7 protein-coding genes are annotated in these 15032 nt (G+C 71.1%); 2 read left to right on the top strand and 5 right to left on the bottom strand.

Annotation, left to right across the window (positions count from 1 at the left end; all coding sequences use genetic code 11):
* Nucleotides 1-2: 2 nt before the first annotated feature.
* Both BV907_RS12635 and glf read right to left on the bottom strand, forming a co-directional pair.
* The gene (locus BV907_RS12635; RefSeq protein ID WP_077490068.1) at nt 3-2021 is read right to left on the bottom strand and encodes a glycosyltransferase; all 2019 of its coding nucleotides are present in this window, start codon (nt 2019-2021) and stop codon (nt 3-5) included.
* On the bottom strand, nt 2018-3238 hold the full coding sequence (glf, locus tag BV907_RS12630) for a UDP-galactopyranose mutase (RefSeq protein WP_281250871.1): 1221 nt from the start codon (nt 3236-3238) through the stop codon (nt 2018-2020). Before glf ends, BV907_RS12635 begins: the two co-directional genes overlap by 4 nt.
* Before the next feature lie 146 nt (nt 3239-3384).
* On the opposite strand from glf, the gene BV907_RS12625 reads away from it, so the two are divergent.
* Entirely contained in the window at nt 3385-7509 is a 4125-nt protein-coding gene (locus BV907_RS12625) for an FtsK/SpoIIIE domain-containing protein (RefSeq protein ID WP_175637453.1), read from the top strand.
* Nucleotides 7510-7525: 16 nt separating this feature from the next.
* Here the strand turns inward: BV907_RS12625 and BV907_RS12620 are convergent, their stop codons facing one another.
* Nucleotides 7526-7945, bottom strand: a complete 420-nt coding sequence (locus BV907_RS12620; protein WP_245827948.1) for a hypothetical protein — start codon at nt 7943-7945, stop codon at nt 7526-7528.
* A gap of 246 nt (nt 7946-8191) precedes the next feature.
* Between BV907_RS12620 and BV907_RS12615 the strand changes: the two genes are divergently transcribed.
* Nucleotides 8192-8440 (top strand): WhiB family transcriptional regulator, encoded by a 249-nt coding sequence (locus BV907_RS12615; protein ID WP_077490065.1) that lies wholly within the window; start codon nt 8192-8194, stop codon nt 8438-8440.
* A 131-nt stretch (nt 8441-8571) separates the two neighbouring features.
* On the opposite strand, the gene BV907_RS12610 is transcribed toward BV907_RS12615, so the two are convergent.
* Together BV907_RS12610 and BV907_RS12605 are read right to left on the bottom strand one after the other, a co-directional pair.
* Complete coding sequence (locus BV907_RS12610) at nt 8572-10044, bottom strand: sensor histidine kinase (RefSeq protein ID WP_077490064.1); 1473 nt, start codon at nt 10042-10044, stop codon at nt 8572-8574.
* Nucleotides 10045-10089: 45 nt separating this feature from the next.
* A complete protein-coding gene (locus BV907_RS12605; protein WP_077490063.1) occupies nt 10090-14982 on the bottom strand; it encodes an NAD-glutamate dehydrogenase in 4893 nt (1630 codons plus the stop codon).
* Between the last annotated feature and the right edge of the window lie 50 nt (nt 14983-15032).

The following is a 15032-nucleotide window of genomic DNA, read 5'->3' as shown; positions in this document are numbered from 1 at the left end:
GGTCAAGACGACGTCTTCCCCAGGTCCGAGTGCTGCTCGAAGGTCTTCCGCCAGGCCTCGATCGAGGTGATCTCGGGGAGCGCCTCCCGGTACTCGGCCCGGAGGCGGTTCCAGTGGCGCAGGATCTGCCCGTGCAGCCTTCCCGCTTCTGCGAGTGTCTCGCGGAGGGTCTGCGGGTCACGCTGGTACCAGCTGACGCCAGTGCCCTCAGCGTTGGAGACCAGGGCACTGTCGTACTGCGACATCCGCCACCAGCGGTTGTCCTGGTGCGGAATCAGCGCCTGGGGACGTTCCTTGCTGACAGGCTTGACCGGCTTGAGGAGCTGTCGGGCCACGGTCTTGGCCGTCCAGGGCAGCAGCCGGACATAGCCGGGAGACTGGAAGCCCTGACCCTTCCGAGGGGGCTTGTCCATCTTGGGGCTCGGGAAGTCCTCCGGCTCCGGCTTGAACGTGGAGTCGGAGAAGTCCTTGGCCATCGACCGGATCTCCGGAAGCTTGGCCGGCAGGAGGTCATGGAGGTGGGCGGGTCCCTGCAGGAGGTCGTGCAGGGCCATAACGCGTCCCCGGGCCGTGTAGTACTGCATCGAGATCAGGTGCTTGACGTCCAGCTGGAACGACTCGCGGACCACTCGCCCGCCGAGCTCGTAGGGACTGTGAAGCAGCGCGGTGATCAGGCGATTGCGGGTGTGGAAGTATGCCTGCCATCCGACCAGGTCGTCCTTGTCGATCCACGAGACGTGCCAGACCGCGGCACCGGGCATCGACACGGTGGGGAAGCCGTGGTCACGGGCCCTGAGCCCGTACTCGGCGTCGTCCCACTTGATGAACACCGGCAGGGACAGGCCGATTTCCCGGATCACGGCCGTCGGGATGAGGCACATCCACCAGCCGTTGTAGTCCACGTCCGTGCGCCGGTGGAGCCAAGGCGTCTGCCGGAGGTTGGAGAGCGCGAAGTCATGCCCGAGGATGGCGTCGTCGTTCGGGAGGGCGGGCTGGATCCGGTACGGGTTCACCACCTCGCCGAAGGTGTGGAGGACGGTCCGGTTGTAGAGGTCGAACATGTGCCCGCCGACGATCGTCGGCTTCTTGCACAGCTCGGCGAACGTCACGACGCGGTTGATGCTCTCGGGCTCGATCATGACGTCGTCATCCAGCAGGAGCGCGTAGTCGCTGCCGTTCTCCACGGCCTCGAACATGCCTCGGGCGAAGCCGCCCGAGCCTCCGAGGTTGTCCTGGTTGATGATCCGCAGCTTGCCGCCCAGGGCGGCCTCGGCCTCGGCGAAGCCCTCGGCATCGGCCACCTTCGAGGTGCCCTGGTCGACGATCACCACCTCGCGGACGTGCGCCAGGGTCTCAGGCGCGCTGGCGAGGGTCCTGAGGTTCTGGACGCAGAAGTCCGTCTTGTTGAGCGTGGTGATCTCGAGGGTGACAGAGGTGGAGATCGTCGTGTCCGTCTTCGTCTGCCACTCTGCGGCCTCCAGCACGAGGCCCTCGGAGCCGGCCACGAGGTCGAACCAGTACCAGCCGCCGTCGCCGAAGGGATCGAGGGTCAGCTCGAACGTGGAGATGTGCGTTCCGTGGACCCGCGACGACGCCACACGCTGGAGGGATCCGCGCGCGTTGGACTTGTAGACCAGCACCGAGCCCGTTCCGGTGGTCTTGATGCTGAGCCGGACGGCATCCACGTGGGTCCAGCGGCGCCAGTAGCTGGCCGGGAAGGCATTGAAATAGGTGCCGAAGGAGAGCCTTGCCCCTGGGCGGACCCGCATCGACGTCCTGGACAGGAAGTCCTCGACATGGGCGATGGATGCCGCGACGGATGTGGCGACGAGCTGCTGCCTCTCCCGCCGCTTCTGCGGGGAGCCGTTCATCGTGCTCAGCGGCGCCGACGTTGCGATGGTCGAGTCCACGTAGAGCTGGGCAGTGTCGACCTGGGTAGCTTCCGGGAGCACGACCCGCTGGAGGGTCAGGTAGCCCGCCTCGCGCAGCTCGTCGACGGCGGCCTCGTCGATGGCCGTCACGCGTCCACTCCCCCGCTCTCGAGGGACTGGCCGCCCTGGAAGTGCGGCTTGATCTTGTTCTCGTACATGCTCAGGGCCGAACCGATGGCCATGTGCATGTCGAGATACTTGTACGTGCCCAGACGGCCGCCGAACAGGACGTCCTTCTCGGCGTTGGCGAGGTCGCGGTAGGCCAGGAGCTTGGCGCGGTCCGCCTCGGTGTTGACGGGGTAGTACGGCTCGTCGCCCTTCTCCGCGAAGCGGGAGAACTCGCGCATGATGAGCGTCTTCTCCGTCTGGTAGTTGCGCTCGGGGTGGAAGTGGCGCGGCTCGATGATGCGCGTGTAGGGGACGTCGGCGTCGTTGTAGTTCACGACCGAGGTGCCCTGGAAGTCGCCGACGGGGAGGATCTCCTCCTCGAAGTCGATCGTGCGCCACGAGAGGTCGCCCTCGGTGTAGTCGAAGTAGCGGTCGACGGCGCCGGTGTAGACGACCGGTACGTTCCCGACGACGTTGGCCTTGCTCAGCGGCTGGGACGAGTCGAAGAAGTCAGTGGACAGCTTCACCGTGATGTTCGGGTGGTCCGCCATGCGCTCGATCCACGCGGTGTACCCGTCGGTCGGGAGGCCCTCGTAGGTGTCGTTGAAGTAGCGGTTGTCGTAGGTGTAGCGCACGGGGAGGCGGGAGATGATCCCGGCGGGCAGGTCCTTCGGATCGGTCTGCCACTGCTTGCCCGTGTAGTGCTTGATGAACGCCTCGTAGAGCGGGCGGCCGATGAGCTGGATGCCCTTGTCGTTGAGGTTCTGCGGGTCGGTCCCGGCAAGCTCGCCCGCCTGCTCCTCGATGAGGGCCTTGGCCTCGGCGGGGCTGTAGTTGGCGCGGAAGAACTGGTTGATCGTGCCGAGGTTGATCGGCAGGGGGAAGACCTCGCCCTTGTGCACGCCGTAGACGCGGTGCACGTAGTTGGTGAAGGTCGTGAAGCGGTTGACGTACTCCCAGACCTTCTCGTTCGAGGTGTGGAAGAGGTGCGCGCCGTAACGGTGGACCTCGATGCCCGTTGCGGCATCGGTCTCGCTGTAGGCGTTGCCGCCGATGTGGTGGCGGCGGTCGATCACCGCGACCTTGAGGCCCAGCTCCTTGGCAGCGCGTTCGGCCACGGTGAGGCCGAAGAATCCGGATCCGACGACGACGAGATCAGCGTCCACAAACTCTCCTGTTTCGGGGCATGCCTCTGCGATGGCAGGGGCCTTCCTGCGGTCCAAGACTACCGGACCGCTCCCCGTGCCCCTGCCCGGGACCACCGTTGCGTTATCCACAGAACCCGGAATCCTGTCCCGGGACGCTGTCCTGCGTACCTAGCCTTGGAGCGAGGCGAGGGGGACCCATGGAACTGCACTGCACGCTCGTCACGCCCACCGTCAGCGGCGCGCTCGGCGGGGGCATCCGCCACGAGCTCGTCCTCGAGATGCCCGACGAAGCGTCGGGGGCCCAGATCGCGGCGCAGCTCCTCCGCACCCATGGGGCTTCGCACATCTCGGTCGAGGGGATCCCGCTCGAGCGCCTCGCCGCGGGCCTGGCCCCGCTGCGCAGCGGGGCCGTGCTCGTGGCGGGCGCACCCACGGACCCGCCTAAGGAGCAGCGGGCCGCCGCTCCTCTCGCCCTCGTCGTTCACGCGGGTCCAGCGGCAGGGACCGTCGTGCCGCTGCCCCGGGGGACGGTGCGGCTCGGGCGCGGCGGCTCCCCCGGACCAGGTGCCCAGGCGGTCCTCGCGGACCCCGAGCTCTCGCGCGAGCACGCTGCGATCGAGGTGGGGGACACCGGCGTCGTGCTCCGCGACGCCGGGAGCACGAACGGCACCTGGCTGGACGGGCGCCGCGTGCGCGGGAGCGTACGCGTTGCCGCCGGGCAGCGGATCCAGATGGGGGCGACGGCCTGCACCCTAGCCTTCACGGCCGAGCCCCCGCCGCTCGACCCGCTGGCGGGCGCGCCTGCACCAGAGCCCCTGCGCGTCGTCCGGAGCGACCCTCCGCAGCGCAGGGCGGCGATCATCACGATGGCGATCCTGCCGGTCCTGCTCGGCGTGGGCATGGCCGCCGCGACAGGCATGTGGATGTTCCTCGCGTTCACGGCCGTCTCGGCCGTCTCGCTGCTCATCCCGCTCGCGGAGGGCCGATCCGCCCGCCGGGAGTTCGAGCGTCGTCTGGCTGCGGCGGCGCACGACGACGACGCGCGCCGCCGCCGCGCCGCGCCCGACGCAGGGGTGCTGTGCAGAACGGACGGGGCGGTGGCCGCCCTCCCGGGCGGCACGGGGGGCGCGAACCCCGAGGGACCCGTGCACGTCCGCCTCGGGACGGCGCGCCAGCCGGCGAACATCACTGTCGAGCCCGCCGACGCTGGCGTCGAGCCCCCCGCGCTCGAGGCCGCGCCGCTGACCCTGCCCGTGCGCGGCCGGCTCGCCGTGCACGGCGGCGACGCCCCGGTCGAGGCCTTCCTGCGCTGGATCCTCCTGCAGCTGGCCGCCCTCCCCGCGGCCGACGGCGTGGTGGCCCTCGTGGCGGGCGGCACGCCGAGCACGCGGCTCGCGGCGCGCTTCCTGCCGCGCACGCGGATCCTCTCGGACGCCGAGGCCCCTGACCCGGGGGCCCTCGATGCCGCGAGGCCCGCCTCAGACCGCGTCGTCGTCGTGGTCCTGCCAGGGTCCCCTCCGGGAGCCCTCGCAGCCTGCGCCGCCGCGGGCGGGCGAGGATGGGCGGTGGTCGGGCCCGAGACGCTCGTCGGCCCCGCCCCGGACGCCGAGGTCTGGCTCGGCACCGGCCGGGCGCACCTCGTCGCGGGCGGCGTGCCGCAGGAGTTCGTGCCGGACCTCCTGCCGGCGCCGGTCTTCGACGCCGCGGCGCGCCGCACGGGCATGCGCGGAGGCGTCCGCCGTGCCGGGCGCGTGCCCGAGCACTGCGGCCTCGACGAGGTCGCCAGCCTCGGGGCCGAGGCGCTCACCGCCGCGTGGGCCGCTCCCGCCCCGGCGGACGCCCTCCGCGTGCCGCTGGGCCTTTCGGCCGCGGGGCCCGTCGTTCTGGACCTCGTCGCGGACGGACCCCACCTCCTCGTCGCCGGGACCACGGGCTCGGGCAAGTCCGAGCTGCTCCGCAGCCTCGTGGCCGGAGCCGCTGCGCTGGCCTCCCCCGAGCGGCTCACCTTCCTCTTCGTGGACTTCAAGGGCGGATCGGGCCTCGATCCCCTCGCCGGGCTGCCGCACTGCGTGGGGCTCGTGACCGACCTCGCTACCGGCGGAATGGAGCGGACGCTCGCGTCGCTGCGGGCCGAGCTCAAGCGGCGCGAGCGGCTCCTGGCCGCCTCCCGGGCAGTGGACATCGCCGACTACGTACGGCGGGGCGGCACTGGGCTCCCGCGTCTGGTGCTTGTCGTGGACGAGTTCCGCATGCTCGTCGAGGAGGCGCCTGCCGCGCTCGGAGAGCTGATGCGCGTGGCCACGGTCGGCCGGTCCCTCGGCATGCACCTGGTCATGGCAACCCAGCGCCCCCAGGGCGCGATCTCGGCGGACATCCGTGCCAACGTCACGACGTGCCTGGCCCTGCGCCTCCAGAGCGAGGCCGAGTCATCCGATGTCATCGGCAGCCCGGCTGCCGGCCGGATCCCCGTCAGGCTCCCCGGACGCGCCTACCTCAGCGTCGGGGGCGGCGAGGCCCTCGAGTTCCAGGCAGCGTGCCTCGGCCTCGGAGGAGCACGCACGCGCGACCGGTCCATCCGGGTGTTCGAGGCCGAAGCCTGGCTCGCGGGCGGCAGAGGCCGAGGCGCCGCCCAGCCGGAGACCTCCCCCGCCGAGGCGGCGCGTCCCCTCGTGGAGGCCGCACGGGCAGCGTGGGAGCGGCTCGGCGCGGGATCCATCCGGCGGCCCGTGGCTCCCCCTCTGCCCGAGCGGATCGCACTCCGGCTCGACGCCACGGGTCCCGGAGGCGAGGTCCGGGCGACCGCCGACGGGTTCCCCGGCCTGCCCGCCGCGGTCGGAGGCGATCAGCCGTGGTCGGCTCGGGGCCGGGCGGTGCTGCTGGGCGCCGTCGACCTCCCCCACGAGCAGCGCACGGCCCCTCTCACGTGGAGCCCCTCCGAACACGGCCATCTCGCGCTGGTCGGCCCGCCGACAGCGGGCACCTCCGCCGCCCTCGCGGCAGTGACGGGCCAGTTGGCCTCCTCGGCGGCGGTCCGGCACCTCTACGTGCTCGACGCCGACGGGGCGCTGTCGGGCCTGCGAGGCCATGCGAGGATCGGTGCGCACGTCGGCGTGGCCGACGTACGCCGGGCTGCCCGGGTCATCGCCCGGCTCGCGGAGGAGTGCTCGGCGCGGCTCGACGACCGCGGCGGGACGCCGCTGATCCTCGCTGTCTCAGGCTGGGGCAGCTGGATCTCCGCCCTGCGCCGGAGCCCCTCCGCGTGGGCCGAGGAGACCCTCAACGATCTCGTGCGGGACGGCCCGGCGGCGGGGCTCGTGCTCGTGGCGGCCGGGGAGCGCGAGCTCGTGGCCTCCCGGGCGTTCACCGGCATGCCGTCGCGCCTGTACTTCCCGCATGGCGCGGCGGACGAGGCACGCCTTTCCTGGCCCGGGCTCCCGGCGATGCCCTCGGTGGCGGGGCGGGCCGCGGCATGGGGCACGATCGTGGAGGCGGGCAGCGTGGCCGGCGCGGTGTCGATGGCCGGCGCCGTGTCGATGGCCGGCGCGGGCACCGCATTCGGTCCGGGCTCCCTCTTCGGCTCCGGGGCGTACGCCGTGCAGTGCTGCGCGCTCGAGGGCCCCGTGCCCGTTCAGGGCGAGGACGATGGCGGCGGCGAACCCCGCCCCTTCCGCGTCGATCCTCTCCCCCACCTCGCATGGGCCCACGACGTCGCCGCGGCCGGGTCGAGAGCGTCAGTCGCGGGCGGCGGGGCGGGCGGCCGGCTGCGGCTGCTCGTGGGCGTGGCCGGGGACGAGGGCACTCCACTCGGCCTCGCCCTCGGGCCGGGCGACGTGCTCCTCGCCCTCGGTGGCCCCGGCTCGGGCAAGACTTCGTTCCTCGACGCGCTCCCGGCCATGAACCCGCAGCTCGCCTTTGCGTCCGCCGGGCGGGACGGGAGGCTGCGCCTGTGGGAGCGGATCCTCGAGGCCGCCGAAACGGCGCCGCCCGGAGATCCACGCCCGGTGGTCCTCGTCGACGACGCCGACGGGCTGGCCCCGGACGAGCAGCGGCTCGCAGCCAGGCTCCTCGAGGCGGGATGCGCCGTCGTCGCGACCTCCGGCTACAGCGCGAACCTCTACGCCCGCTGCCCGCTCGCCCTCACGGCGCGCTCGAGCGGGACAGGAATCCTGCTCGCGCCCCGTGCGCCGGGCGACGGCGACGTGTTCGGCGTGCGGATCGCCGTTCCGGGCCGCGTGCCGCCCGGCAGGGCGGTGGCGGTCGTAGACGGCCACGGCGTCGACGTCCAGCTCGGCCACCGGGCAGCGACGGAGGCGCCGCCGTAGGGCGGGGCGGAGCAGCTCAGCCGCGATGTCCTCCCGACGGCGGCTGCGTGAAGAGCAGGACCCTGCGCTCGAAGAGGAGGAAGCACGCGGCGATGGCCGGGACGAGGATGAGCAGGCCGTAGACGACGAACCCTGAGGAGAGCGTCGGAACGCCGATGACCAGGGCGAACAGCTGCGCGATGAGGGCCGCGGCCCGGGTCCAGCGACGACCGCGCCACAGGAAGACGGCGACCGCGGCGAGCCACGCGCCGAACGCGGCGAGAAGGACCAGCGTGAAGAGCGCCCCGCCCGGGGAGACCCTCGCCTGGCCGCCGAGGAGGCCGACTGCGTAGAACACGGCGAAACCGAGGAGAACGAGCGCCTCGGCGAGGACGATCGCGACGAGCGCGGTCAGGGTCCAGGGCCGCGGCGGGCGGGAGACTGCATCGGTGGGCACACGGGCACCCTACCCGAGCGTCCCCGCCGCCGTCCGCGTGGTACGTGAGACCCGGACCACACGTGTGACGCATACCTCCCGCCGGAGGCCGGAATCCTTGCTCAGGACCCTTGTTTACAAACAGTTAACGTGACAACCTTTAAGGCAGTTGACCGCGGGGCCCCCACAAGGCCCCTTTGCTTTGGGCGGCTTCGTGAATCTTTTCACAAGCCAGCCAGACCCCGAGAACGAAAGTTGCACAAACCTATGGATTGGCGTGACCGCGCGGCCTGCCTCGACAAGGATCCCGAGCTGTTCTTCCCCGTCGGGAACACGGGGCCGGCCCTCCTCCAGATCGAAGAGGCGAAGAGTGTCTGCCGCCGCTGCCAGGTCGTCGACACGTGCCTCCAGTGGGCTCTCGAGTCCGGCCAGGACGCCGGCGTTTGGGGCGGCATGAGCGAGGACGAGCGCCGCGCCCTCAAGCGTCGCGCCGCCCGAGCCCGCCGGGCCTCCTAGGAGTCGGCCGGCCCAGGCCCCCTCAAGCGACGGGACCGCCCGGGACAGTGACGCTGTCCCGGGCGGTCCCTTCTTCTGTCTGTTCCTCGATGGCTGAGGAAGCGGATGCTCTGCGCCCGGCCCCGACGGCCTCAGCCGTGCCGGGGCCTGAGGACGATCCGCACACTCGTGCCGCCGCCGTCGCGCCGCCCCCACTCGATCGTCCCGCCGAGCTCGCTCGTGACGAGCGTGCGCACGATCTGCAGCCCGAGGCCCTCGTGGCGCGACGTCGCCTCCGGCAGCCCCACGCCGTCGTCCTCGACGGTGACCTCGAGGACCTCGCTGCCCGAGGAGTCGAGGCGGCGGTCGGCCGTGAGCCAGACCGTGCCGGAGCGGTCGGCGAGCCCGTGCTCGACGGCGTTGGTCACGAGCTCGTTGATGACGAGCGCAAGTGGCGTGACGAAGTCGCTCGCGAGCTCGCCGAACTCGCCCCGACGCTCGGTCGCGACGTGCTGGCCCTCGGTCGCGACCTCGACCGAGAGGCGGAACTGGCGCCCGATGAGCTCGTCGAAGTCGACGGTCTGGGTCAAGCCCTGGGAGAGGGTCTCGTGCACGAGCGCGATCGTCGCGACGCGGCGCATCGCTTGCTCGAGCCCCTGCCGGGCCTCGTCGCTCTTCATGCGCCGCGACTGCATCCGCAGGAGCGCCGCCACGGTCTGGAGGTTGTTCTTGACCCGGTGGTGGATCTCCCGGATCGTCGCGTCCTTGGACACGAGCTCCATCTCGCGGCGGCGTAGCTCGGAAACGTCGCGGCACAGCACGAGGGCGCCGAAGCGCTCGTGCTCGTCGCGCAGCGGGATCGCGCGCAGGGACAGGCTCACGCCGCGCGACTCGATCTCGCTGCGCCACGGCATGCGGCCTGTGACGACGAGCGGCAGCGTCTCGTCGACCATGCGCCGGTCCTTGAGCAGGCCGGCCGCGACCTCGGCGAGGGAGCGGCCCTCGAGGGACTCGATCCCGCCGAGGCGGCGGAAGGCCGAGACGCCGTTGGGGCTCGCGTACTGGACGATCCCTTCTGCGTCGAGGCGGATGAGGCCGTCTCCGACGCGCGGGGCGCCACGCCGCGATCCGGTCGGCGAGGCGAAGTCGGGCCACAGCCCGAGCGTCCCCATGCGCAGGAGGTCGTACGCGCACTGCCGATAGGTCAGCTCGAGCCGGCTGGGCATGCGGGAGCTCGAGAGGTCCATGTGCGAGGTCACGACGGCGAGTGTGCGGCCGTTGCGCACGAACGGCACCGCCTCGACGCGCATGGCCATCTCGGCGTTGAAGCTCGTCTCGTGGCTGCGCTCGATCGACTGGCTCGCCCACGCCCGGTCCACGATCCCGCGCAGGTCGGGGCGGATCTTCTCCCCGACGAAGTCGCTGTGGAACACCGTATGGGTCGTGGAGGGCCGCACATGGGCAAGGGCAACATACCCGTCCTGGGGGTGCGGGAACCAGAGGGCGAGGTCCGCGAACGCGAGGTCCGCCACGAGCTGCCAGTCGCCGACAAGGAGGTGCAGCCATTCGGCATCCCCTGGACCGAAATCAGCATGCTCCCTGATGGGGTCCGTGAAGATGGCCACTGCACCGCCTTGTCGTCTCGAGGTCTCGGGCCCAGCCCGCGCCTGCTAGTGGCGCACGATCGACCGGAGCAGCCTCAATGCTACCGAGAGGGACGCCATGTCGTCGCTCTCGAGCGCGTTGACCTCGGCGAACATCGTCGCGGCCCGCTCGAGCTGCTCCTCGTTCTGGGCCTCCCACGCGGACAGGCCCTCCTCAGGGGCGAGGTCCCCGGACGAGGCCTCCATGACCGAGCGGGTGATGTCCGCCACCGTGCCGTAGAGGTCGTCGCGCAGCGCCGCACGGGCAAGCGACTGCCAGCGGTCCCGCCGCGGGAGCGCCGTGATGCGCTCGAGCAGCGTGTCCACGCGGAAGCGGTCGAACACCGTGTAGTAGAGGCTCGCGACCCGCTCGACTGGGGCCCCGCTCGTCTGGGCGATCCGGGCCACGTCGAGGAGCGCGTAGCTCTCGAACAGCTCGGCCCAGCGGTGCGCGAGCTCCTCGGGCAGGTTCCAGTCCCGCGCCTTCTCCAGCAGGCCCGAGACCCTCTCGGCGTCCTGGCCGTGGAGGAACTCGAGGAGGCGGGTCCGCAGCGACGTCATGGTGGGCTCGTACTGGGCCACCACCTCGGCGATGCTTCGCCCACCCGTGCCCTCATGCAGGAGCCAGCGGACCGCCCGGTCGAGGAGCCGGCGGATGTCGAGATGGATCGCCGTCCAGTGTTCGGTCGGGAACGACGCCGGGAGCGCGTTGAGCGCGTCCGTCATCTCCTCGACGCGGTAGATCTCACGCAGAGCCACGAACGCCTTGGCGATCGCCGCCGGCGTCGCACTCGTCTCCTCGATCGTGCGGAAGGCGAACGTGATGCCGCCGACGTTGATCATGTCGTTCGCGACGACGGTCGCGATGATCTCCCGGCGCAGCGGGTGGCTGTCGAGGTCGGCGTCGAAACGCTCGACGACCTGGCCCGGGAAGTACCGGCGCAGCGTGTCCCGGAACCACGGGTCGTCCGCGAGGTCAGAGGCGCGCAGGGCCTCCGTGAGCTCGATCTTCGCGTAGGCGGCGAGGACCGACAGCTCGGGCGACGTGAGGCCCTGGCCCTGCTCGAGCCGCCGGTGCAGCTCCTCCGTCGTCGGGAGCGCCTCGAGCTCGCGCTTGAGGTCGGCCTTGTCCTCGAGCCAGTCCATGAGCCGCTCGAAGCTCGGGCTCCACTCGACGATCTTCGCGCGGTCGTTGACGAGCAGGATGTTCTGGTCGATGTTGTCCTCGAGCACGAGCCGCGCCACGTCGTCCGTCATGGATGCGAGGAACGCCGTGCGCTCGGCGGGATCCAGCTTCCCGGCGGCAGCCATCCGGTCGATGAAGATCTTGATGTTGACCTCGTGGTCGGAGCAGTCCACGCCGGCGGAGTTGTCGATCGCGTCCGTGTTGAGAATGACGCCCTGCAGCGCGGCCTCGATGCGCCCGCGCTGGGTGAAGCCGAGGTTGCCGCCCTCGCCCACGACCTTGACGCGCAGGTCCCGGCCGTCGACGCGGATGGCGTCGTTGGCCTTGTCCCCGACCTCGGCATTGGTCTGCGTGCTGGCCTTGACGTAGGTCCCGATCCCGCCGTTGTAGAGCATGTCCACGGGCGCGAGGAGCACCGCCTTGAGCACCTCGTTCACGCTCAGCTGCGCCGTGCCCTCCGGCAGGCCGAGCGCGGCGCGGACCTCCTCGGAGATGGGAATCCACTTGGCCGAGCGGGGGTAGACGCCGCCGCCCGGGCTGATGAGCGAGCGGTCGTAGTCGTCCCACGAGGAGCGCGGGAGCTCGAAGAGGCGCCGCCGCTCCGCGAAGGAGGTCGCGGCGTCGGGATTCGGGTCGAGGAAGATGTGCCGGTGGTCGAACGCGGCGACGAGCCGGATGTGCTCCGACAGGAGCATGCCGTTGCCGAAGACGTCGCCGGACATGTCCCCGACGCCCACGACCGTGAACTCCTCGGACTGCGTGTCGAGGTCGAGCTCGCTGAAGTGCCGCTTGACCGACTCCCACGCGCCCCGGGCCGTGATGCCCATGGCCTTGTGGTCGTAGCCGACCGAGCCGCCCGAGGCGAAGGCGTCGCCGAGCCAGAAGCTGTACTCCGCGGCCAAGCCGTTCGCGATGTCCGAGAACGTCGCGGTGCCCTTGTCGGCGGCGACGACGAGGTAGCTGTCGTCCTCGTCGTGGCGCACGACGCCGCGCGGCGGCACGACCTGCGCCGTGCTCGTGCCGTCCTCAGCAAGGGTCGTGACGCGGTTGTCGGTGATGTCGAGGAGACCGCGGATGAACGTCTTGTAGCTCTCCACGCCTTCGGCGACCCAGGCGGCGCGGTCGAGCGCGGGGTCCGGGAGCCGCTTGGCGAAGAACCCGCCCTTGGCCCCGGTCGGGACGATGACGGCGTTCTTCACGACCTGGGCCTTGACGAGCCCGAGGATCTCGGTGCGGAAGTCCTCGCGCCGGTCTGACCAGCGCAGACCGCCGCGGGCCACCTTGCCGAAGCGCAGGTGCACGCCCTCGACGCGCGGCGAGTAGACCCAGATCTCGTACGCCGGCTTCGGCGATGGCAGGCTCTCGATCTGTGACGGCAGGAACTTGAAGCTCAGGTACGAGCGGTCGAGGTAGAAGTTGGTGCGCAGCGTCGAGTCGATGAGGTTGATGAACGTGCGCAGGAGGCGGTCGGCGTCGAGCGTCGGGACCTGGTCGAGGGCCTCGGTGAGCTCGCCTCGCAGGAGCGCGGCGGTGTCGGCACGCTGGGCCTCGCCGAGGGCGGGGTCGAAGCGAGCCTCGAAGTACTGCACGAGCCGCCGGGTCACCTCGGGATTGGCCAGGAGCGTGTCCGCCATGAAGCCGAACGAGTTCGTGTTGCCCATCTGGCGCATGTACTTCGCGTAGCTGCGCAGCATCGTGACCTGACGGGAGCGCAGGCCCTCGCGCAGGACGAGGCGGTCAAGGCTGTCCGACTCCGTCTCGCCCGAGACGGCCTGGCCGAAGGCGTCCGCGAGCAGCCGGCCCGTCGAGAGCGGGTCCACGCCGGGCGGGTACTTGAGCCCCAGGTCGTAGAGGAAGAACTCCCGGGCGTCGCCGGTCTCGATCTCGAAGGGGCGCTCGTCGAGCACCTCGAGGCCGAGGTTGTGGAAGAAGGGCAGGATCTGGGTCAGGCTCTTGGGCTCGAGGAGGTAGAGCTTGACGCGCGCGTCCTCCTCGAGCGCCTCGCCGGCCTCGTGCGGGAGGTAGACGTGCACGGCCGGCCGTTCGGGGGCCTCCTCCTCGGGGCCCTTCTCGGCCGCCGCGCGCTCGGCGGCGTAGGCCTCGAAGCGCGTGAGGTCCTCGAGGGCGTCCTCGATGTTGTAGTCCACGCGGTACGACGCCGGGAAGGCCTCGCCCCACAGGGCGGAGAGGTGCTCGGCCTCGGCGAAGGCCCGGTTCTCGTGCAGGACCTGCATGATGCCCTCGCTCCACGAGCGGGTCGCAGTGACAAGGCGCTGCTCGAGCGCCGCGGTGTCGACGCTGCGCAGGTCGACCGCCTTGGCGTCGGCGCCCTTGGGGAGGCGGATGCGGAAGTAGAGGCGGGCCAGGGCGGAGTCGCTCATGTGCGAGTCGTAGTCGATCGAGGAGGAGTGGAACTCCCGCTCGAGCTCCTGCTCGATGCGGCGGCGCACCGCCGTGTTGTAGCGGTCCTTGGGCAGGTAGACGACGGCGTTCATGAAGCGCCCGTAGATGTCCGGGCGGAGGAAGAGCCGGGTCCGCCGGCGCTCCTGGAGCCGCTGGACGCGCGTGACCGTGTCGAGGAGGGTCCCGGCGTCGATCTGGAAGAGCTCGTCACGGGGGTACGTCTCGAGGATGGCCATGAGGTCCTTGCCCGAGTGCGAGTCTGCCGGGAAGCCCGAGCGGCGCAGGACCTCGGCGATCCTGTCCTTGACGATCGGCACGGCGCGCGCGGACTGCGTGTACGCGCTCGAGGCGAACAGTCCAATGAAGCGGCGCTCGCCGTCGACCCTGCCGTTCGCGTCGAAGCGCTTGATCCCGATGTAGTCGAGGTACGCGCGGCGGTGCACGGTGCTGCGCGAGTTGGCCTTCGTGATGACGAGGGCGCGCCGTTCCCGGGCGTGCTCCTGTCCCTGCGTCGTGAGGTGCTGCAGGGCGTGGGCGCCGTCCCCCCGCAGGAGGCCGAGTCCGCTGCCCTCGACGAGCTCGAGGACGTCCTCGCCGTCGACCGTCTTGAGGTCGTACTCGCGGTAGCCGAGGAAGGTGAAGTTGCCTGCGTCGAGCCAGCGCAGGAGCTCCTGGGTCGGCACGAGGTCGGGGATGTCCTCGGCCCCGACGACCGACCCGAGGCTGTCGGCGATCTGGAGGGCCTTCGTGCGCATCGGGTGCCAGTCCTCGACGGCGGCACGCACGTCGCCGAGGACGCGGCGGATCCCGTCGACGATCTCGGCGCGCTGCGCGGCGCCGGCGCGGTCGGTCTCGATGGCGATCCAGGACTCCATCGAGGTGATGTTGTCCGACTCGGCAGCGAGCGCGCTCAGCCGAGGCATCGTGGCCGTGTCACCGCTCGTCATGCCCCACTGGGCGGGGACGCGCTCGACGGCGACGAGGGAGTGGTCGCTGCGGCGGCGCGTCACGACGAACATCGGGTGCACCACGAGGTGGATGGCCATCTGCTGGCGCACGAGCTCGGCGCTCACCGAGTCGACGAGGAACGGCATGTCGTCCGTGACGATGTAGACGATGCTGCGGCCGCCATCGTCCACGACGGAGATGTTGGCGGTCCCGGGGAGGCGCTCGTCGCCGATTCGCCAGTGCTCCCGCGCCCTCCCCGCGAGCTGGTCCGCCGGGTAGGACTGGGAATCCTCCTCGGCGAGGTGCTCGTAGTAGTCCGCGAGGAATCGGGATTCCTGGTCTGCGGATGGGAACGGGGTCTGCTGGGCAGTACCGGTCGACACTCGGGCTCGCCTCCACTGGACGGTGCTGCTACGGCGCAGCTCTTACGACG

This window comes from Sinomonas mesophila (genome assembly GCF_001999765.1).
Lineage (GTDB): Bacteria > Actinomycetota > Actinomycetes > Actinomycetales > Micrococcaceae > Sinomonas > Sinomonas mesophila.
The sequence above is the reverse complement of the archived record's forward strand: the minus strand, read 5'-3'. Positions and strand labels throughout refer to the sequence as shown.